The sequence below is a fragment of the Rhizobium sp. M10 genome (assembly GCF_002531955.1).
Classification (GTDB): Bacteria; Pseudomonadota; Alphaproteobacteria; order Rhizobiales; family Rhizobiaceae; genus Rhizobium; species Rhizobium etli_C.
The window spans coordinates 142,528-162,853 of the sequence record NZ_NWTA01000005.1 but is presented as its reverse complement, the minus strand read 5'-3'; the positions used below and the strand labels follow the sequence as shown (position 1 = coordinate 162,853).

Here is a 20,326-nt window from a genome sequence, read left to right as displayed (position 1 = left end):
GGCTGGCAGGATCAGACCCGGTCGGCAGCGGCGACGTTCAGCGATCGATAAAGATCGACATAACGTCCGGCGACAATATCCCAGGAATAGCCGCCCACGGCGTCGACCAGCTCGGCGCGAACGACATCCGGTTGGCGCGCGAGTGTTTCATAGGCCGCCTCGATCACTGTCGCGGCGGTCTCCGGATGGGTGAAATCGGCTAGCCTGATGACAGGATGCCGGCCGGCAAGCATTGTAAAGGCGTCATTGGCATTCAGCACCGGCAGCAGGCCGGCGCTCATCGCCTCCAGCGCCACCAGCCCGAAGCCTTCATACTCCGAGGCGGAGGCAAACAGCGAGGCGTCAGTGATGATGCGCCGGATGGCGCCGTTGTCGGGCGAGACGTGCAGGGTGACGCGGCCGGCAAGGTTGCGGCCTTCGATGGCGGCTTCGACATCGGCCCGGTTCAGGTCGGATTCGGCCCCGACGATGTCGAGATGCCAATCCGCATCGCGGCTCTGCAGTACGGTCATCGCGTCGAGCAGATGGTCCAGCCGCTTGTTCACCGAGAAGCGGCCGATGGTGACGATGCGGCGCCTTGGCCGCTGCGACGCGCTATTGGCGAACTTGCCGATATCGGCGCCGTTTTCGATCAGCAGGCTGTCGGGTGCGATCGCGGAAAACTGCTTGAGATCGGAGGCGCTGCAGCAGACGACGCGCCGATAGGCCAGTGCCGAAGCGCGGGTCAGCATGCGGAACCAGATCTTCTTGATCGCGGCGTATTTGCGGGTGTGGAAGAAGCCGCCATGGGTGGTGACGATCATCGGCTTGCGATGCAGCAGCCGGCCCCAGGCGAGCGCGTCGAAGAAGAAGTCGATGGCATGGACATGCACGAGATCGGCATCGGCCAGATGGCGGAAAACCTTGGGCGCCAGCGGATAACGGCTGCTGCCGGACCAGGGAATGCGCACCACCTCGATGCCGTCGATGTCCTCGCGCGCCGGCAGTTTATCCTTCGGTGCGGTGAACAGCGAATCGAGTGTGACGACGCGAACGCGATAACCGCGCCGGACGGTCTGGCGGGCAAGATTGGCGACCACATCTTCCAGGCCGCCGCGATTGGGCAAAAACTGGCGCACGACATGGACGATCAGCGGCGCCGTTTCCGGCTGCGGCCTCTCGCGCACCCTGTCTGCCTCGACGATCGCCATTTCCCACCTATCGCTGCGCACGCCGCCTCCTGTCGAGGCGGCCTTCTTATAGCAACGATGAGATATCCCAGGCGTTAAGCCGCAGTTTCAGCGACGTTGGGAAAGGCGATTCTTCGCGAAAAAGGTTAACCGCGTCTGACGGAATGCTCTTTTTTGTTTCACGCAATTCCCGGCAAAAGCGCTTCGCGCTTTGCCTGGCAAAACCGCTGCACACTTTTGCTGGAATTGCTTTTAGAACGCCTTGAAGGTCAACGTCGTCAGTGAGCGGACGATGCCGGGAATATTGGCGAGGTTGTCGTTGATGAACTTGCCGATGTCCTGACCTTCCTCGATGTAGACCTTCAGCAGCAGATCGTAATCGCCGCTGGTGGAATAGAGCTCCGAAACCAGTTCGGTCTGGTAGATGGCGTCGGCGACCTCATAGGTTTTGCCGGGGGCGCATTGGAGCTGGACGAAGATCGGCTTCATGGGATTTCCTGCAGAGGTTGTTTGGCTGATATAATGGTCGAAAGCGCCATGCCGATGCAAGCCGTTCCTCACGCAGCCGGATTGGCGGCGGCTTCCGCGACGATCCAGTCGCGAAAGGCGGCAAGCGGCGCATAGTCGGCGCGTTCGCGCGGAAAGGCGAGATAATAGCGCTCGCGGCTCTCCATCTCCCGATCGACGGCGGCGACAAGATCGCCGCGCTTGAGCTCCTCCTGCATCAGGAATGTCGGCAGCAGGGCGACGCCGAGACCGGCGATCGCCGCCTGCGCGGCGGTGGCGAACTGGTCGAAGAGCATGCCGTGCACGCTTTCGAAGGAAACGCCGTTGCCGGCGAACCACTGCTCCCAGGCATCCGGCCGCGTCGTGAGATGCAGAAGCGGAACGGCGAGCAGATCCTGCGGTTCCGAAATCCGGTGCTGCTTCAGAAAGTCAGGGCTGCAGGCCGGCACCGTGCGCTCCGACATCAAAAAGGCGAGCTCGGCGCCAGGCCAGTGCGGATGACCGAAATGGATCGCGGCATCGATCGAATCGAGGCGGAAATCGAAGGGCGAAAGCCGGGTCACCAGATTGATGGTTACGCCGGGATTGGCGGCAAGGAAGCGCCCGAGCCGCGGCGCCAGCCAACGCGTGCCGAAGGTCGGCAGGATGGCGAGATTGAGCGTGCCGCCATGCGGATTGGCGCGCAGGTTCAAAGAGGCACTGGAGATGCGCCGCAGCGCCTCGCGGATTTCGCGGGCGTAGCTGTCGCCTGCCAGCGTCAGCCGCATGGTCTGGCGTTCGCGCAGGAACAGCTCGACGCCAAGCTGCTCCTCCAGCGCGCTCACCTGGCGGCTGACGGCGCTTTGCGTCAGATCGAGCTCGCGCGCGGCCGCCGTGACGCTGCCGGTGCGGGCGACAGCCTCGAAGGCGGCGAGATGTGAAATCGACGGCAGAAAGCGTCTCGAAGCGATCATGATCATTCCGTTTCAGAATGAGCTATTTCCGAATTAGCGATATTTCCGGCTTCGCAGCGGTTGTAAAGAGTTTCATCCTGCAAAAACGGAATGAGTCGGAGTTTTCAAGATGCCGCAAACCTTCGTTTCCACTGACCGCATCCGTTCGCTTTTCACCGAGGCGATGTCGCAGATGTACCGGACGGAGGTGCCGCAATACGGCACGCTGATTGAACTGGTCGCCGATGTGAATGCCGGCTACCTCGAACGCGATCCGGCTCTGCGCGAGCGCCTGGCCCGCGCCGGCGAGCTCGAACGCATCGATGTCGAGCGCCACGGCGCCATCCGCCTCGGCACGGCGGATGAACTTTTCACCATCCGCCGGCTGTTTTCGGTCATGGGGATGCAGGCGGTCGGCTATTACGATCTCTCGGTTGCCGGCGTGCCGGTTCATTCCACCTGCTTCCGGCCGATCGACGAGGCGGCACTCAACATCAATCCGTTCCGCGTCTTCACCTCGCTGCTGCGCCTGGAACTGATCGAGGACGAAGAGCTGCGCAGCGAAGCCGAGGCCATTTTGGCAAAGCGGCGCATCTATACGCCGCGCGCCGTCGCGCTGATCGAGCGTCACGAGCAGAATGGCGGCCTGACGGAAGCGGAAGCGGCGGAATTCGTCGCCGAGGCGCTTGAAACCTTCCGTTGGCACGGCGAGGCGACGGTTAGCGCCGAAACCTACAAGCGCCTGCACGACGCACATCGGCTGATCGCCGACGTCGTCAGCTTCAAAGGGCCGCATATCAACCATCTGACGCCGCGCACGCTCGATATCGATGCGGTCCAGGCCCGCATGCCGGAACGCGGCATCACGCCGAAGGCCGTCATCGAAGGGCCGCCGCGCCGTCATTGCGATATCCTGCTGCGGCAGACGAGCTTCAAGGCGCTGGAGGAGGCGATCATCTTTGCGGGTGACGCGGAAGCCGTTCAAGGGACGCATACCGCCCGTTTCGGCGAGATCGAACAGCGCGGCGTGGCGCTGACGGCCAAGGGCCGGGCGCTTTACGACCGGCTGCTCGCCTCGGTTCGCGGCGAAGTGCAGGTCGGCGCCGGCGGCGCCAAGGCCGGCGCTTACGATCAGGAACTCGCCGATCGTTTCAAGGCGCTGCCGGACAGCTGGGACGAACTGCGCAGGCAAGACCTGGCCTTCTTCCGTTATTCCGCCACGTCGGAGGGCATTGCCGCCGCGGTCAACGGCACGCTGCCTGGCGATCCGGAAGCGCTGATCGCCAGGGGTCACCTTGCCTTCTCGCCGATCGTCTACGAAGACTTCCTGCCCGTCAGCGCGGCCGGCATCTTCCAGTCAAATCTCGGCACCGATCAGCAGCAGAATTATGCGACGCGCTCGAACCGCGACGCCTTCGAGGCCGCACTCGGCGCCACCGTTCAGGACGAGTTGGCGCTTTATGCCGAGCGCCAGGCCGCATCGCTGGATGCAGCGATGGAAGCGCTCGGCCTTGCCGGCCTGCAGCTGAAGACCGTTGCGTGAAATGCGCGCTTCAACGCTTCATCATATGGGTTAAACTACCGCGATTTCGTTCCGATCGGACTGAACCATGCTGAATGATCCGCGCTCCCACGGCCTCTGGGAAAAGACCGCAGCTGAACCGCCTGTTACCTCGCCTCTCGCAGGCGCGGTATCGGCCGACGTCGTCATCGTCGGTGGCGGCTACACCGGCATCTCCTCTGCCCTGCATCTTGCCGAAGCCGGCTCGAAGGTGGTGTTGCTGGAGGCAAAGGAGATCGGTTTCGGCGGCGCGGGGCGCAATGTCGGCCTCATCAATGCCGGCATGTGGGTGATGCCCGACGATCTGCCCGGCGTGCTCGGCCCGCTGCATGGCGAACGCCTGCTCGAGCTGCTCGGCAATGCGCCGAAGCTGGTCATGGAACTGATCGACAGGCACGGGATTGCCTGCGAACTCGAACGCAACGGCACGCTGCACTGCGCGGTCGGGGCGGAGGGGCTGAAGGAGATCGAGGAACGCGCGGCGCAATGGTCGGCGCGCGGCGCACCCGTGACGCTGCTCGACGCGGCGGAGACGGCCAGACGCATCGGCAGCGACGCTTATACCGGTTCGCTGCTCGACATGCGCGCCGGAACGCTGCAGCCGCTTGCCTATGCGCGCGGCCTTGCCCATGCCGCCGTCAAGGCGGGTGTTATCATCCATACATCCAGCCCCGTCATCGCAACGGAGCGCAGCGGCAACCGCTGGACCGTGAAGACGAAAGGCGGCGAGGTCAGCGCGGACTGGATCATCGTCGCGACCGATGCCTACAGCACCGGCCCCTTCGAGCAGGTGCGCAACGAACAGGTCTATCTGCCCTATTTCAACTTCGCCACCGTGCCGCTCGGCCACAATCTGCGCCAATCGATCCTGCCGGGACGGGAAGGCGCATGGGACACCAAGGACATTCTGTCCTCCTTCCGCATGGACCAGGCCGGGCGTCTCGTTTTCGGCAGTGTCGGGGCGCTGCGCAATACCGGACTTGCCGTGCACAAGGGCTGGGCCAAGCGCGCCCTGAAGCGGCTCTTTCCCATGATCGGCGATGTCGAATTCGAATGCGAATGGTACGGCCAGATCGGCATGACCGACAATGCGCTGCCGCGCCTTCATAAATTCGCCCCCGGCGTCATCGGCTTTTCCGGTTATAATGGCCGCGGCATTGCCCCCGGCACGGTTTTCGGCCGGACACTGGCCGAGCATATTCTCGGCCGGCTTTCGGAAGCCGATCTGCCGCTGCCGCTGACCTCGCCCACCGAACCGAGCTTCCGGGCGCTTAAGGAACTATGGTACGAAGCCGGCGCTCAGGTCGCCCACTTCGCCGATGCCCGCTTCTGAGAAGCGAAACGCGCTTCTGGAATAACAAGATTGGAACCACGACAATGAACATCGCCGTCCTCGATCTCGCCACCGAAACCGCCAAGCTGCTCGCCGAACTCGGCGTCGACGCCGGCCGCTATCACGGCGGCACCCTTTCCGTCACCTCGCCGGTGACGGGCAAGGAAATCGGCAAACTCAAAGAGCACACCGTTTCCGAGACGAAGGCGGCGATCGAAGAGGCGCACAAGGCTTTCCTCGAATGGCGTTCCGTTCCGGCACCGAAGCGCGGCGAGCTGGTCCGCCTGCTCGGTGAGGAGCTGCGCGCCGCCAAGACGGCGCTTGGCCGTCTCGTCTCGATCGAGGTCGGCAAGATCACCTCGGAGGGTCTCGGCGAAGTGCAGGAGATGATCGATATCTGCGATTTCGCCGTCGGCCTGTCCCGCCAGCTTTACGGTCTGACGATCGCCACCGAGCGCTCCGAACACCGGATGATGGAAAGCTGGCACCCGCTCGGCGTGGTCGGCATCATCTCCGCCTTCAACTTTCCCGTCGCCGTCTGGTCGTGGAATGCGGCACTTGCGATGGTCTGCGGCAATTCCACCGTCTGGAAACCTTCGGAAAAGACGCCGTTGACCGCGCTTGCCGTGCAGGCGCTGTTCGAGAAAGCACTGAAGCGCTTCGTCGCCGAGGGCGGCACGGCGCCGGCCAATCTGTCGACCTTGATCATCGGCGGCCGTGAGGTCGGTGAGGTGCTGGTCGATCATCCGAAAATCCCGCTCGTATCCGCCACCGGCTCGACCGCCATGGGCCGCGCCGTCGGCCCACGCCTGTCGCAGCGTTTTGCCCGCGCCATCCTCGAACTCGGCGGCAACAATGCGGCGATCGTCTGCCCGAGCGCCGATCTCGACCTGACGCTGCGCGGCGTCGCCTTCTCCGCCATGGGCACGGCCGGTCAGCGCTGCACGACGTTGCGTCGTCTCTTCGTCCATGAAAGCGTCTACGACCAGCTGGTGCCGCGCCTGCAGAAGGCCTACGGCTCCGTCACCATCGGCAATCCACTCGAAACCGGCACGCTGGTCGGACCGCTGATCGACGGCCAGGCCTTTGAAAAGATGCAGGCAGCACTCGGCGAAGCGGCTTCTGCCGGCGGCAAAGTGATCGGCGGCCAACGCGTCGACAACGGTTCGGCCGATGCCTTCTATGTTCGCCCCGCGCTCGTCGAAATGCCCGATCAGACCGGACCGGTCGAGCACGAGACCTTCGCGCCCATTCTTTACGTGATGAAATACAGCGATTTCGACGCGGTGCTGGCCCTGCACAATGCCGTGCCGCAGGGGCTGTCCTCGTCGATCTTCACCAACGACATGCGCGAGGCGGAAACCTTCGTCTCGGCGCGCGGTTCCGATTGCGGTATCGCCAACGTCAATCTCGGCCCTTCGGGCGCCGAGATCGGCGGCGCCTTCGGTGGCGAGAAGGAGACCGGCGGCGGACGCGAATCCGGCTCCGATGCCTGGAAGGCCTATATGCGCCGCGCCACCAACACGATCAATTACGGCAGCACGCTGCCGCTCGCGCAAGGCGTCAAGTTCGACGTCGAATAAGTGCAATAGCGAGAGAGGCGGCGCTCGCACAGCGTCGCCTTTCTTGACTGAATTGGGGCTTATCCCCTCGTGATATGAAATATTTCGTCAAGATATTGTGATGCGTTTTTCGCGGCGACCAAACTTGAAAAAGCTAGTCAAGAAAAATATACGCCTCTTACCCCTCGGGGTGACATTGCCATGGAGGCCATCATGACTACTGCTCTTAATCGTTTTTCCCAGGTGCTGGGGTTTGCCGCTTCGCTTCTCTCCGCCACGGCGCTCGCCGGCAGCGCCAATGCGCAGGATGAGGGCCTCGTCGTCTACAATGCTCAGCATGAAAGCCTGGGCCGCGAATGGATCGATGCCTTCACCAAGGAGACGGGCATCAAGGTCACCATGCGCCAGGGCAGCGACATGCAGTTCGCCAACCAGATCATTCAGGAAGGCGACGCCTCGCCGGCCGATATCTTCCTGACCGAGAATTCGCCGGCGATGACGCTGGTCGATGGCGCAGGCCTCTTCGCGCCGGTCGAAAAGGACACGCTGGATCAGGTTCCCGATCAGTACCGCCCGGCCGACGGCATGTGGACCGGCATTGCCGCCCGCACCACCGTCTTTGCCTATGACAAGACGAAGCTCACCGAGGACAAGCTGCCGAAGTCGATGCTCGACCTCGCCGATCCGGCCTGGAAGGGCCGTTGGGGTGCGGCGCCGGCCGGCGCCGACTTCCAGGCGATTGTCGCGGCGCTGCTGCAGCTCAAGGGCGAAGACGCCACCAAGGCATGGCTGAAGGGCCTCAAGGACAATGCCACCCCCTACAAGGGCAACAGCGTCGCCATGAAGGCGGTCAATGCAGGCGAAGTCGAAGGCGCGGTCATCTATCACTATTACTGGTTCGGCGATCAGGCCAAAACCGGCGAGAACAGCAAGAATGTCGGCATGCACTACTTCAAGAACCAGGATCCGGGCGCTTTCGTCAGCGTTTCGGGCGGCGGTATCCTGAAATCCACCCAGCACATGAAGGAAGCCCAGGCTTTCCTGAAGTTCATCACCGGCAAGGCCGGCCAGGCGGTTCTGAAGGACGGCACGTCCTACGAATATGCCATCGGCAAAGATGCAGCCTCCAACGGCAAGCTGGTCCCGCTCGCCGATCTCAACGCGCCGAAAGTCGAGGCTTCGACGCTGGACAGCAAGAAGGTCGTGGAGCTGATGACCGCCGCCGGCCTGATCTGACACTTCTGCCGCAGGCTTGCAGCGGCCAAAACTATTGCTTTTGGCTCAAGAAAACCTTAGGGCATGACGAAATCCGGCAACCGTCCTTCAAAGGCGGTTGCCTTCCTTTTTCAGCGTGTAAAGGCATCGGCCTTGCTGCAGGACAACAGATTGCTCGCATCCGGTGGCGAGGCGCCGGCCGCGCCGGGGACCGTGCGAATGGTTTTGCCGCGCGGGCGCATACCGCACGCATCCGTCATGCTCCTCGCCACCGCGGTCGCGCTGTTCAGTCTCGTGCCGCTCGGCTTCATCGGCTGGATCACCTATGATGTCGGCTGGGAAACCGTGAAGGCGCTCGTCTTCCGGTCGCGCGTCGGCGACCTCCTCATCAATACGGTTCTCCTCGAATCGATCACCATTCCGCTGTCGGTCGCGCTGGCCGTGACGCTGGCCTGGCTGACCGAGCGGACGGATGTTCCTTTCGCCAGGCTGTGGGCCTGGCTGGCGATCGCGCCGCTCGCCGTGCCGGCCTTCGTGCATAGCTATGCCTGGGTCAGCCTCATTCCCGGCATGCGCGGCCTGCAGAGCGGCGTCTTCGTTTCGGTGATCGCCTATTACCCCTTCCTCTATCTGCCGGTCGCCGCAGCCTTGCGCCGCCTCGATCCCGCCATCGAGGATGCCGCGGCCTCGCTCGGCCTCAATCCCTGGCGTGTCTTCTTCCGCGCCGTGCTGCCGCAACTGAGATTCGCCATCTGCGGCGGCTCGCTGCTGATCGCGCTGCACCTGCTTTCGGAATACGGTCTGTTCGTCATGATCCGGTTCGACACTTTCGCGACGGCGATCGTCGACCAGTTCCAGTCTTCCTACAACAGCCCGGCCTCCAACATGCTCGGCGGCGTGCTCGTCGCCTGCTGTCTTTTCCTGCTGGGCCTCGAAGTGCTGCTGCGCGGCAACGAACGTTATGCCCGCGTCGGCGCCGGCTCGCCGCGTCCGGCCGATCGCCGGCGTCTCGGCTGGTTCGTAGTGCCGGCCATCGCGCTGCCCGTCGTCCTGGCGGTGCTGACGCTCGGCGTACCGCTGGTGACGCTGGGCCGCTGGCTCTATCTCGGCGGCAGCGAGATCTGGCGTATCGAGGTCGCCAGCGCCTTCGTGCAGACGATCGTGCTCGCCCTTGCCGGCGGCGTGCTGGCGACGATAGCCGCAGCGCCGATGGCGTGGCTGTCCGTGCGTGCACCCGGCCGCTTGCAGCGCCTGCTCGAAGCCTGCCACTATTATGTCGGCTCGCTGCCGGGTGTCGTCGTGGCGCTGGCGCTGGTGACGATCACCGTGCGCCTGATGCTGCCGCTCTATCAAACCTTCGCAACCCTGCTCGTCGCCTATGTGATGCTTTTTCTGCCGCGCGCCATGGTCGGGCTGCGCACCAGCATCGCCCAGGCGCCGGTGGAGCTGGAGCGCGCCGCGATGGGTCTCGGCCGCACCCCCGGCCAGGCGGTGCGGCAGATCACCATGCGGCTTGCAGCGCCCGGAGCCGCCGCCAGCGTGGCGCTCGCCGCACTCGGCATCACCAATGAACTCACGGCGACGCTGATGCTTTCGCCCAATGGCGTCGATACGCTGGCAACGAAATTCTGGTCGCTGACCAGCGAAATCGATTATGTCTCCGCCGCCCCCTACGCCTTCATGATGATCGTGCTGTCGCTGCCGCTCACCCTGACGCTCTATACGCAATCGAAACGGACCGCCGGCCAATGACGCTGCTTACGATCGAGAACATCAGCAAGCGTTACGGCCCGGTGCAGGCGCTGAAGGATATTTCGCTCGAAGTGCAGGCGGGCAGCCGCACGGCGGTCGTCGGGCCGTCCGGTTCGGGCAAAACGACGCTGCTGCGCATCATTGCCGGCTTCGAGCAAGCCGACACCGGCAGGGTGACCCTGGATGGCGACGTGCTGGCGGACGGTCCGGCCGCGGTGCCGGCCCATAAGCGCGGCATCGGCATCGTCTCGCAGGACGGAGCGCTGTTTCCGCATCTGAGCGTTGCCGAGAATATCGGCTTCGGTTTCGAGAAGGGGGCTGTGGATCGCGAGAAGCGCATCATCGATCTGCTCGATATGGTCGAGCTCGATCGCGGCATGCTGGCGCGGCGCCCGCACCAGCTTTCCGGCGGCCAGCAGCAGCGCGTCGCACTTGCCCGCGCGCTCGGCCGCAAGCCGCGGCTGATGCTACTCGACGAGCCGTTCTCGGCGCTCGATACCGGCTTGCGTGAAAACATGCGCAAGGTGGTGGCGCGCGTGCTGCAGGCAGCCGGCATTACCGCCGTTCTGGTGACGCACGATCAGGAAGAGGCGCTGAGCTTTGCCGATCAGGTGGCGGTCTTAAGGGAAGGGCGGCTGATCCAGGCCGGGTCGCCGCAATCATTGTATCTGCATCCCAGGGATCGCGAGACGGCGCTGTTCCTCGGCGATGCCGTGTTGTTGCCCGCCATCATCCGAAACGGCCAGGCCGATTGCGCCCTCGGCCGCGTCGCCGTCGACGGCAGCCGGCAGGGCAAGGCGGAGATCATGCTGCGGCCCGAACAGATCCGTGTCATTGCCGATGAAAGCGATCGCGATCATGGCGGACGTGTCGTCGAGGTGGAGTTCGGCGGCGCGGTCTGCACCGTTGCCGTTTCGCTCGATGGCGTTGCCCTGCCGCCGATCCGGATCAAGACCTCGAGCGTCGCCCTTCCCTCGCGCGGAGATCTCGTTCGCCTCGATATATCAGGCAAGGCGCATGTCTTCGAACGGTAATCAGCCGACCTTGCGTATCAGCTCTTCCGGTTCGATGCCTTCGAGCCAGCCGCCGGCAAAACCGGCGCGCTCGAGGCCGAGACGGATGACCGGCGACTGCCGCATCAGTCTCCAGATGAAGTCGGAGCGCTCGTTTTCGACGGTCATGACGACAAGCCCCTGGTCGATGCCGACGGTGCGATCGTCGACCCAGCCTTCCGGCCGCTTGGTCTTGACCGTCGGGTTGAAGCCGCCGGGAAAGCCGCCCTCCAAGAGCAGGTTTGGATAGCTGGTCAAAAGTGCCTTGGTGCCGTCGAGAGCCGCCTGCCGGTCGTAGGGCAGGCAGGCGAGGGCCGCCCAGGGCGCGATCGTCCCGTCATCCGGGCCGAGCGGCGCGCCGCGCGCGGCATAACCCAGAACTTTCGGCTGGCGGCCGCCGCGCATGCGCCGGGTCGGCGGCGGGCCGTCGCAAGCGGAAAAACCCCAGATATTCCTGTTGTAGCCGACGAACTGGCCGGGATTACGCTCGGCATAGTCACGCTGGACGTTGATGACCACCTGCGTGTTGCGGAAATAATCCCAGTTCCGCTCCGCCATCGGCCTGTCCCGAATGCCGCGGAAATCAATCCAGGCATGGGAGAAGAGATGGATGAACAGCGGGCCGGCATAGAGATAGGGCTGTTCGCCGTGCATCATCCAGGAATAGCTGGACGTGAAGGCATCGTAGCACGATTGCGGGATGGGATGCGTCGGTGATGCCAGCGCCAGGGCATAGAGGATGATCGCCTCGTCGAAGCCGTGATAACGCCAGCGCAGAAAGCCCGACGAGGGCTTCCAACCCATGGAAATGGTGTCGCCCTTGTTCAGCGCCCAGCGCCAGTCGACGCGTTCGTAGATGAAGGTCGCGAGCTCACGGATTTCAGTCTCGGTCTCGTCCTGGCGATCGAAATATTGCGCTGATGTCAGGATACCGGCAACGAGCAGCGCGGTGTCGATGGTCGAAAGTTCGCTGTTCCAGGCGCGGTTGCCGGTGTCCATGTGCAGGAAATGGTAGAAGAAGCCGCGGTGGCCGGTCGCATGACGTTCCTCGCCCTGGCGCGCCTCGGCAAAGAAACGCAGCGTATTGACCGTTCGTTCGGCCGCTTCCTTGCGAGTGATCCAGCAACGTTCGACGCCAACGGTATAGGAGGAAAGCGCAAAGCCGACGGCCGCGATGCTCGCCGGCACGCCGCCGATCGAGGTATCCGCCACCAGGCCATTCTCGGGATTGGAATATTTCAGGAAGTACTTGAATGCCGAATACTGCAACCTGTCGACCAGGGCGGCATCAATGTCTTCAATCCGTTGCAGCATAGGCTCCTACCCAACTGTTGCATCGCCCCCATGGTTGAACATGAGGGCCGTCCCCCGGCAAATCAAACCTTTTTGATTCGCAAGGATAAGAGAACACAAACGACGGGTATCGGTCGTTAACAATTATCGGTGAAATAATATCTAGCATAAGTCATATAAGCGGTGCAGCAAAAAGAGGCGCCGCGCCGCGGCGGCACAGCTTATCTCAGGCAATACTTGTTGCCTCACGGCGCCCTGCAAGGCGGTCGCCTATCGGCCGACCGCATAGGCCTGCATCAGGCGCGGGGTGGCTGCGGCGCGCATCAGCCCGTCGGCATCGCGCCGTGCGGCAGTCAGCCGGCCGATCGTCCAGGCATCGGTAATCGTCAGCTTGTGACCCTTCCGCGAGAGCGCGCCGAGCACATCCGAGCCAAAGCTCTCTTCCGCCATCAGGCTGCCGGGTTCGCGGGTGCGCGGATAGAAGGAGCTCGGAAAATGGGCGGTATGAAAGAGCGGCCGATCGATCGCCACCTGCAGGTTCAGCTTGTGATTGACATGGCGCAGGAAGAAGGAAAGCTGCCATTGCTCCTGCTGATCGCCGCCCGGCGTGCCGAAGGCAAGGGTCGGGCGGCCTTCATAGAGGCCGAGTGACGGCGTCAGCGTCGTGCGCGGCCGTTTCCCCGGCGCAAGCGAGGTCGGCAGGCCCGGCTTCAACCAGAACATCTGCGCACGGGAATTGAGGCAGAAGCCGAGGCCGGGCACGGTCGGCGAAGACTGCAGCCAGCCGCCGGACGGGGTAACGGAGACCATGTTGCCGTGACGATCGATCACGTCGATATGCACGGTGTCGCCGCGCTTTTCGGACAGATGCGCCATGGTGGGCTCGTAGACGGCGCCGGTCTTGGAATCGGCGCCGAGCATATTCATCGTCAGATCACGCTGTGCCTCGAAGCCCGGAACGATGCCGGGGCGAAGATCGAAGGAGGCGTCCGCGCCGATCAGCTTGCGGCGTTCGGCAGCATAGATCTCCGACAGCAGATGCGCGACGGGGATCTCGGAAAAACCGGGATCGCCGTAATAGACCTCGCGGTCGGCGAAGGCGAGCTTCATCGCCTCGACGACGGTGTGAACGAACTCTGCCCCATCCGGGTTCATCGCGGCGAGGTCGAAATCTTTCAGGATCGACAACGCCTGCAGGAAGACGGGACCCTGGCCCCAGGGACCGGTCTTGGCGACGGTCCAGCCGTGATAGTCATAGGTCAGCGGTTCCTCGATCGTCGCCGACCAGCCCGCCATGTCGTTGGCGGTCAAAACGCCCCTGTGGCGGCTGCCGCTTGCGTCCATCACTTCGGCGGTCTTCAGATAGGCGTCGATCTTTTCGGCGATGAAGCCGCGATAGAAAGCGTCGCGGGCCGCCTGCACCTGTGCTTCCCGACTGCTTTTTGCCTCGGCTTCGGCAATGATGCGCTTCCAGGTTTCGGCAAGCGCCGGATTGCGGAAATTCGCCTGCGCTTCGGGGACACGTCCGCCCGGCAGCCAGGTCTCGTGGGACGTCGGCCATTCCTTTTCAAAGAAAGCCGCAAGCCCCTTGATGGTCGCTGAGACGCGCGGCAGCAAGGGATGGCCGTGTTCGGCGTAAAAGATCGCCGGTTCCAGCACCTCGCGCACGCTCATCGTGCCGTAGTCGCGCAGCATCAGCATCCAGCCGTCGAAGGCGCCGGGAATGACCGTTGCAAGCAGGCCATCGCCGGGGATCAGAGAAAGACCTTCGCTTGTGTAATGCTCGATCGTCGCGCCCGCGGGTGCGGGCCCTTGCGCGCAGATGACCTCGACCTTGTCCTTCTTCCTGGAATAAATCACCGCCGGCAGATCGCCGCCGGGGCCACAGAGATGCGGCTCGACGATCTGCAGCACGAAGCCGGTCGCGACCGCGGCATCGAAGGCATTGCCGCCCTTCTCGAGAATACTCATACCGACGGCGGAGCCGATCCAGTGGGTCGACGTGACGACGCCGAACGTGCCGAGAATTTCAGGTCGGGTGGTAAATCCGGTCATGCCGAACATCCTTTTTGGGAAATTATCTCGCCGGCTTCGGTGAAATTTTAAACCTGGGGTGAGCGCGCGGAGAGGAAGACCTGCGGCTCGAAGGCAAAATCCTTGTCGAAAGGATAGGTCGGATGCTGTTTGCGCAGCCGCGGCAGGCGCTCGACGAACTGATCGACCACGCCCTCCGACAGTGCCATGAGGTTCGGATTGGCGATCGGCGCCAGTTCCGGCGAAAGATAGCCCGATTTGACGACGATGATTTTGGCTGCCTGCGGGTCGAGGCCCAGCCGGGTGAAGTCGGCGATATTGTGATAAGGCCGCCGTTTGGCCGAAAGCACCAGATCGATACCGCCGAGCGATACCACCGCCTGACGGTCTGAAGGGTCCGGCGCTTCGTGCAGGAACTTGACGGTGAAACGGGCAATCACCGGCTTGCTGCCCTGGGTATCGAGCGAAGCGCCGACGCTGAGTTCCAGCTCGGTACCCACGCCTGCGGCGTAACAGGCTTCGGTCGCCGCCTTGTCGGTGATGCCGGCGAAGACCACACCGCTGGCGTTTCCGGAGATCAGCTCGGCCAAGACGTCGGCTCGGTCCCCGACGCCGCCGCCGGTCGGGTTATCGCCGGATTCGGCGAGCACGACAGGAGCCGTCGGGCTGGCGATGGCTCTCGCGACGCATTCCTCGACCGATCCCGTCTCGCAGCCGAAAACGAAGTCCTCGCGCGCATCCCAATAGGCTTTTGCGAGACGTCGGGCCTCACGCTCGAGCACCGCCCGATCGGTGCCGGTCATGATGGCGGCAGCCGTGGCGCGCGGTTCGTCGGCCCAGACGTAGCCGACCATCAGCGACGCATCCCAGACGCCATCGATCGCATCGATTTCAGGCAGCATGGCATAGAGGCTCTTAGCCGGCTCATCGACGGTGCTCGTGCGTTCGCCCGGCAGCACGACCGGGATCGGCGCCCAGAGAACAACCGGCTTCACGCCTGTTTTCAGGCTCGTTACCAGCATGGAGACCGAGCGGCGCATTGTCTCCTCGACATCGATATGCGGCGCCGTGCGATAGGTCGAATAGATATCGAGCGCATCGATGATGCGCTGGGTGACATTGCCGTGCAGGTCATAACTCGCCGAAACCGTGCAATCCTCGCCGACCAGCGCACGGGCGGCACCGATCCAATCGCCTTCGGCATCCTCCATGCCGTCCACATACATGGCGCCGTGCATGGCGAGGTAGAGGCCATCGAGCGGCAGCAGCGGTTTCAGCCGCTCGAGGAATTCGCTCTTGAACGCCTCATAGGTGGCACGCGAAACCGGCCCGCCGGCAATGGCCCGGGCATGGATCGTCGGCAGGAATTCCGCGTCATAGTCCATGAGGAAGGCAAAGTAGGACGACTCCAGCAGCCCCTCGCCGCGCAACACCCGAAAATCCTTCTCCTCGTTCAGCACGGGATTGTATGTGCTGCACTCGATATGAATGCCACCGACGGCAATGCGCATGAGAACCTCGGTTGATGGTGGGAGCAATCGGGACGTTATGGCGGTACCGGCAGACCCGCGCCTTTCGAGGCCAGTGCCGCCTTCTGGTGTTCACGCGTCATCTTGACATCAAGTGCGGGCGCACCGCAAGCGAATGGCTTGGCATCTTTGCCGGCATATCGGCCCTCCTCCCCCAGCGCGGTTAAAACCGGCTGAACGCAAGACACCGGCGTAGAGCCGGCAGCGTTTGAAGGGTCCGACAGGATAAGGCGGGCCTTATGCCGCGCCCATGAAGATCCTCGTTTGCCGAACTCGACCGCGAATACGCAAGATGCAATGTGCTCGACCCTGTGTCCATCAGGAGTTGTGCCGCTCGGGAGGAGCGTCAAATGATCACGCATCGTCTTGCGGTGGGCATGGCCGTCAGCCTTGCCCTCGCGCCTGCCATCGTCCGCGAATACGGGCTTTTTCTCAAAGCCACGCGCATCGCGCGCTTTGACGCAGGTGTCGGCCACGGACTTGCCGTGCCCGCCAAACCGGTATGTGCGGGAGACGCCTCCTGACGAATGCGGGGCGGGCCGATGCGGCACCCCGCTCTCTGCTGCATGCCGCAGGAACAGGAAAAGTGTATTCGCCAACCAAGGGAGGCAGTTATGTCACTGGAGACGGAAGCGGTTATTTCAGGTCCAATTGTCAGGGAAGAGACGTCCGCTGCGTTCAAACGACGCTTCATGATCAGGATGATTGCCGTTCTCACCGGCGGAATGCTGCTCGATGGCTACATTCTCGGGGTCATCGGCCCGGTAACGGCTGTCATGAAGGCCGAAATGGGAATGACGACGGTCGATATGGGCCTCATCGCCTCGGCTGCGCTGTTCGGGATCCTGATCGGCTCGCCGCTCGGCGGGTGGGCGGGCGACAAATTCGGCCGCAGGCCACTGTTCATGATCGACATGGGACTGTTCGTGCTGGCCTCGGCGATGCAGTTCTTCATCGACTCGGTGACGATGCTATTCGCAGTGCGGCTGCTGATGGGCATCGCGATCGGCGCCGAGTATTCCGTCGGCTGGCCGCTGATGTCGGAATTTGCGCCTGCCCGGCTGCGGGGAAGGCTGATGGGGGTCACGATCCTTGCCTGGTACGGCGGATTCATGATCGGTTACACCGTTGGTTACGTCTTGAACCTGCCGGAGCCGATGCCGTGGCGGATCATCATCGGAACAAGCACCCTTATCTCGGTCATCCTGTTCTTTGCGCGGATCGGCCTGCCTGAATCGCCGCGCTGGCTGTGGAGCAAGGGGCGCAAGGACGAGGCGCGCGCGATCGCGCGCAAGTATCTGGAGAGCGCCGAGGAGGTGGCCGACATCGAGAGCACGGAGGTGCGTCAAGGCCGGTTCGCAGATCTGTTCTCCGCGAAATATTGGCGGATGACGGCTTTCGTTTCATGGTTCTGGTTCTGCAATGTCCTGCCGTATTTTGCGATCGCCACCTTCGCCGACAGCGTGTTGGAGCAATATGGCCTCAATGGCGGGCTTGCCGGCGGCGTCGGACTGTCGATGGTTGCGGTGGCCGGGGTCGCCATCACGGTGGCGTTGATCGACAAGGCCGGCCGGCGTCTGTTCACGGTACCGCCGCAGTGGATCACCACAGTCGTCTTCCTGGTGATCGGCTTGTGGTCGGGAGCGCCTTCGGCCGTCGTGCTGGGTCTCTTCCTCATCTTCTCGTTCCTGAATGCGATGAACGGGACGCTGACGAGCATCTATCCCGGCGAGGTGTTTCCCACCGAAGTCCGCGGGGTCGGCACCGGCTTTGCCGCCGCCGTCAGCCGGGTCGGTGCCGGTTTGGGCACCTTCCTGTTGCCGATCGGGGTCGAGAAATTCGGCGTTTCGACCACGATGCTGGTCGCTGCGGCCGTCGTGTTCAGCGGCGCTCTGGTGTCACAATTGTGGGCTCCGGAGACGAAGGGGAAAAGCCTGAGCGAGACCGCCGCCGGCTTTTCGCACTAAAGCATGTCGCGCAGCGGTTTTGCGATAACGACATGCGTAAAACCAAAGCGCGGCAAGCGAATCTGAACGGTCGCGACGCACTTTAAAGCCAAAGCGCGTCGCACCGGATTTGATTCATGCGGCGCGCTTCAGCCCCTTGGTCTACGGATCTCGTTTCCGGCATCATGTGGCTGGTCTTTTGCGTATCTGAAAGACGTGCGACCCTGTGTCGATGATCCCTCGGACGATGATGTTATCGCATGCTGCTCAAACGCCGTTATCTCCCCTCGCTCGGTTCCTTCGCCACTTTCGAAGTCGCGGCGAAGCATTTGAGCTTTACCCTTGCCGGGAACGAGCTCAACGTCACCCAGGCTGCCATCAGCCAGCAGATCCGCGGTCTCGAAAAATCGCTCGGCGTGATCTTGTTCATCCGCAAGCACAACAGCCTCGAACTGACGTCTGACGGTCAACGGCTCTTGACTGCGGTCAGTGGCGGGCTCGACATAATTTGCGACGGGATCAACAATATCAACGCTCCCTCCGACCCTCCCGTCATCACCTGTTCGGGCACCAATGCGGCGATCGCCTGTTGGCTGAAGCCCCTCGTGGACCGCTTCCGTTCCGATCGGCCGGATGTCAGGTTCGTGCTTTTGGCCTCGGACGAAGACGACACGCTGCGGAACTTTGATGAGGTCGATCTTTCTCTGATTTGCGGAAACGAGCGCTGCGAGGTCGGGGAGAATCTCTATTATCTCTTTCCGGATATCGTCCAGCCGGTCTGCAGCCCCGACTATCTCGAACGCCACGGGCCGTTTCCGGATGCGCAAAGCTTGGAACGCGCGGATTTGCTGGATCTGCACCGCAAGCACTGGACTTCCGATGCCATTGGCTGGCATCCGGTCACCTGGGACGATTGGTTTCAGGCAAGCGGCCTCGGGGTACCGCACGTGTTGCCAGCCATGGTCAGCAACAATTATCCGCTTCTCGTGAACGCTGCAGTCAAAGGAGAGGGGATCGTGCTGGGGTGGCATCATCTCGTGAGGACGCTCATGGATGAAGGCGCACTCTGCCCGTTGTTCGACACTCCGCTTCGGGTGGACCGCGGTTATTATTTGAAGGTGAACCGGGCATCGCTGGATAAGCCGCATGTGCAGGAGTTCATAGATTTCGTGCTCACGGGTCTTGCGGCTTTGGAACAAGCGCATCAGCGCCCGGGTGCGGCGATGCGGGATGAGCTCTGAGTTGGCGCGCCCGTATGGGTCCGCCAGACGAAAATCTGGCAGGTGGATCAGAACCAAGCAGAAACTGGAAATCACGAATCGGCAGCGGCATCCGGCTCGTCACCCGGGATGTGTCGTTACCTATGTCTTCGGGATGGACGTGAAGGCCATGGCGGAGAGGGTGGGATTTGAACCCACGATACCCTTGCAGGTATGCCGCATTTCGAGTGCGGTGCATTCGACCACTCTGCCACCTCTCCGCGGTCAGGTCGGCGCTTGTTCGGCGCGGGCGTTCTCATAACGAGCCTATGACAGGTTGGCAAGCCGAAATCTCAAGCTTTTCCATCCTTTTGCCTTGACACCTTTCTGTCACTCGCGTATCCCGCATCCGCAATAGGAGTGGAGTAATCCGCCCCTTGCCCGCCTCGCGCTCGCGCGGGGTTTCACCGGCAGACCAGAATTCCGGGCTAGCTCCCTGAAATCCCTGCTTAACCTCGACTGATAAAAAGACGGCCACCTGCTTCGTTAGCGGGGAGCGCCGGAACGAACATGAAAGGATAAAAAATGTTCGCAGTCATCAAGACCGGCGGTAAGCAGTACCGAGTGGCAGCCAATGACGTGCTGACCATCGAGAAGCTTGAAGCATCCGCTGGCGACTCCATTGAATTCACCGAAGTGCTCGTGATCGGCGAAGGCGCCGACGCTGCGATCGGTGCGCCCTTCGTCACCGGCGCCTCTGTCAAGGCAGAAGTCGTCGAACAGAACCGCGGCAAGAAGGTCATCGCCTTCAAGAAGCGCCGCCGTCAGAATTCGAAGCGTTCGCGCGGCCATCGTCAGCATCACACGGTCGTCCGTATCACGGACATCGTGGCTGCCAAGTAAGATCAACGGGACAAGGTTTAAAGGAGAACTCCAATGGCACACAAAAAAGCTGGCGGTTCCTCGCGCAACGGTCGCGATTCCGAATCCAAGCGCCTTGGCGTGAAGAAGTTCGGCGGCGAAGCCGTCATCGCAGGCAACATCATCGTGCGTCAGCGCGGTACGCAGTGGCATCCGGGTTCCAACGTCGGCCTCGGCAAGGATCACACGATTTTTGCGCTTACCGCCGGCAATGTGAACTACCGAACGAAGGCCAACGGTCGCGTCTACGTGTCTGTCATGCCGAAAGCGGAAGCAGCGGAATAAGCCGGTAGCGCTCAAAAACAGCCGGCGTCTCATCGA

At 62.7% G+C, this 20,326-nt stretch carries 17 protein-coding genes and 1 tRNA gene; 11 read left to right on the top strand and 7 right to left on the bottom strand.

Going from position 1 to position 20,326, the window contains the following annotated elements:
* Positions 1 to 11 precede the first annotated feature (11 nt).
* From CO671_RS10345 to CO671_RS10335, 3 genes are all read right to left on the bottom strand, one after another.
* The gene (locus CO671_RS10345; protein WP_097605845.1) at positions 12 to 1,190 is read right to left on the bottom strand and encodes a glycosyltransferase family 4 protein; all 1,179 of its coding nucleotides are present in this window, start codon (positions 1,188 to 1,190) and stop codon (positions 12 to 14) included.
* Between the two features lie 231 nt (positions 1,191 to 1,421).
* Positions 1,422 to 1,658, bottom strand: a complete 237-nt coding sequence (locus tag CO671_RS10340) for an Lrp/AsnC ligand binding domain-containing protein (protein ID WP_010029047.1) — start codon at positions 1,656 to 1,658, stop codon at positions 1,422 to 1,424.
* Between the two features lie 68 nt (positions 1,659 to 1,726).
* Positions 1,727 to 2,635, bottom strand: a complete 909-nt coding sequence (locus tag CO671_RS10335) for a LysR family transcriptional regulator (RefSeq protein WP_097605844.1) — start codon at positions 2,633 to 2,635, stop codon at positions 1,727 to 1,729.
* 103 nt (positions 2,636 to 2,738) lie between these two features.
* On the opposite strand from CO671_RS10335, the gene CO671_RS10330 reads away from it, so the two are divergent.
* The 6 genes from CO671_RS10330 (at position 2,739) to CO671_RS10305 (ending at position 11,065) form a co-directional block, all read left to right on the top strand.
* The gene (locus CO671_RS10330; RefSeq protein WP_097605843.1) at positions 2,739 to 4,151 is read left to right on the top strand and encodes a DUF1338 family protein; all 1,413 of its coding nucleotides are present in this window, start codon (positions 2,739 to 2,741) and stop codon (positions 4,149 to 4,151) included.
* A gap of 67 nt (positions 4,152 to 4,218) precedes the next feature.
* A complete protein-coding gene (locus CO671_RS10325) occupies positions 4,219 to 5,502 on the top strand; it encodes an FAD-binding oxidoreductase (RefSeq protein WP_097605842.1) in 1,284 nt (427 codons plus the stop codon).
* A gap of 44 nt (positions 5,503 to 5,546) precedes the next feature.
* Positions 5,547 to 7,085, top strand: a complete 1,539-nt coding sequence (locus CO671_RS10320) for an aldehyde dehydrogenase family protein (protein ID WP_097605841.1) — start codon at positions 5,547 to 5,549, stop codon at positions 7,083 to 7,085.
* 192 nt (positions 7,086 to 7,277) lie between these two features.
* On the top strand, positions 7,278 to 8,300 hold the full coding sequence (locus CO671_RS10315) for an iron ABC transporter substrate-binding protein (RefSeq protein ID WP_097605992.1): 1,023 nt from the start codon (positions 7,278 to 7,280) through the stop codon (positions 8,298 to 8,300).
* 63 nt (positions 8,301 to 8,363) lie between these two features.
* A complete protein-coding gene (locus tag CO671_RS10310) occupies positions 8,364 to 10,031 on the top strand; it encodes an iron ABC transporter permease (protein WP_097605840.1) in 1,668 nt (555 codons plus the stop codon).
* The gene (locus tag CO671_RS10305; protein WP_097605839.1) at positions 10,028 to 11,065 is read left to right on the top strand and encodes an ABC transporter ATP-binding protein; all 1,038 of its coding nucleotides are present in this window, start codon (positions 10,028 to 10,030) and stop codon (positions 11,063 to 11,065) included. The genes CO671_RS10310 and CO671_RS10305 overlap by 4 nt, the downstream gene beginning before the upstream one ends.
* On the opposite strand, the gene CO671_RS10300 is transcribed toward CO671_RS10305, so the two are convergent.
* From CO671_RS10300 to CO671_RS10290, 3 genes are all read right to left on the bottom strand, one after another.
* On the bottom strand, positions 11,066 to 12,397 hold the full coding sequence (locus CO671_RS10300) for a glucoamylase family protein (RefSeq protein WP_097605838.1): 1,332 nt from the start codon (positions 12,395 to 12,397) through the stop codon (positions 11,066 to 11,068).
* A gap of 249 nt (positions 12,398 to 12,646) precedes the next feature.
* Positions 12,647 to 14,431 carry a gamma-glutamyltransferase family protein gene (locus CO671_RS10295; RefSeq protein ID WP_097605991.1) on the bottom strand — a complete coding sequence of 595 codons (1,785 nt, stop codon included), beginning with the start codon at positions 14,429 to 14,431 and terminating at the stop codon, positions 12,647 to 12,649.
* Positions 14,432 to 14,478: 47 nt separating this feature from the next.
* Positions 14,479 to 15,921, bottom strand: a complete 1,443-nt coding sequence (locus CO671_RS10290; RefSeq protein ID WP_097605837.1) for a M81 family metallopeptidase — start codon at positions 15,919 to 15,921, stop codon at positions 14,479 to 14,481.
* A gap of 368 nt (positions 15,922 to 16,289) precedes the next feature.
* On the opposite strand from CO671_RS10290, the gene CO671_RS33695 reads away from it, so the two are divergent.
* From CO671_RS33695 to CO671_RS10280, 3 genes are all read left to right on the top strand, one after another.
* The gene (locus tag CO671_RS33695; protein ID WP_170964959.1) at positions 16,290 to 16,463 is read left to right on the top strand and encodes a hypothetical protein; all 174 of its coding nucleotides are present in this window, start codon (positions 16,290 to 16,292) and stop codon (positions 16,461 to 16,463) included.
* A gap of 90 nt (positions 16,464 to 16,553) precedes the next feature.
* Entirely contained in the window at positions 16,554 to 17,906 is a 1,353-nt protein-coding gene (locus CO671_RS10285; protein WP_245424966.1) for an MFS transporter, read from the top strand.
* A 239-nt stretch (positions 17,907 to 18,145) separates the two neighbouring features.
* Positions 18,146 to 19,126, top strand: a complete 981-nt coding sequence (locus CO671_RS10280; protein ID WP_097605835.1) for a LysR substrate-binding domain-containing protein — start codon at positions 18,146 to 18,148, stop codon at positions 19,124 to 19,126.
* Positions 19,127 to 19,275: 149 nt separating this feature from the next.
* Here CO671_RS10280 and CO671_RS10275 read toward each other — a convergent pair.
* Positions 19,276 to 19,365 (bottom strand) — tRNA-Ser (locus CO671_RS10275).
* A 304-nt stretch (positions 19,366 to 19,669) separates the two neighbouring features.
* Here CO671_RS10275 and rplU point away from each other — a divergent pair.
* Together rplU and rpmA are read left to right on the top strand one after the other, a co-directional pair.
* Entirely contained in the window at positions 19,670 to 19,987 is a 318-nt protein-coding gene (gene rplU / locus CO671_RS10270) for a 50S ribosomal protein L21 (RefSeq protein ID WP_016736254.1), read from the top strand.
* A 33-nt stretch (positions 19,988 to 20,020) separates the two neighbouring features.
* Complete coding sequence (rpmA, locus tag CO671_RS10265) at positions 20,021 to 20,290, top strand: 50S ribosomal protein L27 (protein WP_004127267.1); 270 nt, start codon at positions 20,021 to 20,023, stop codon at positions 20,288 to 20,290.
* The last annotated feature ends 36 nt before the right edge of the window (positions 20,291 to 20,326 follow it).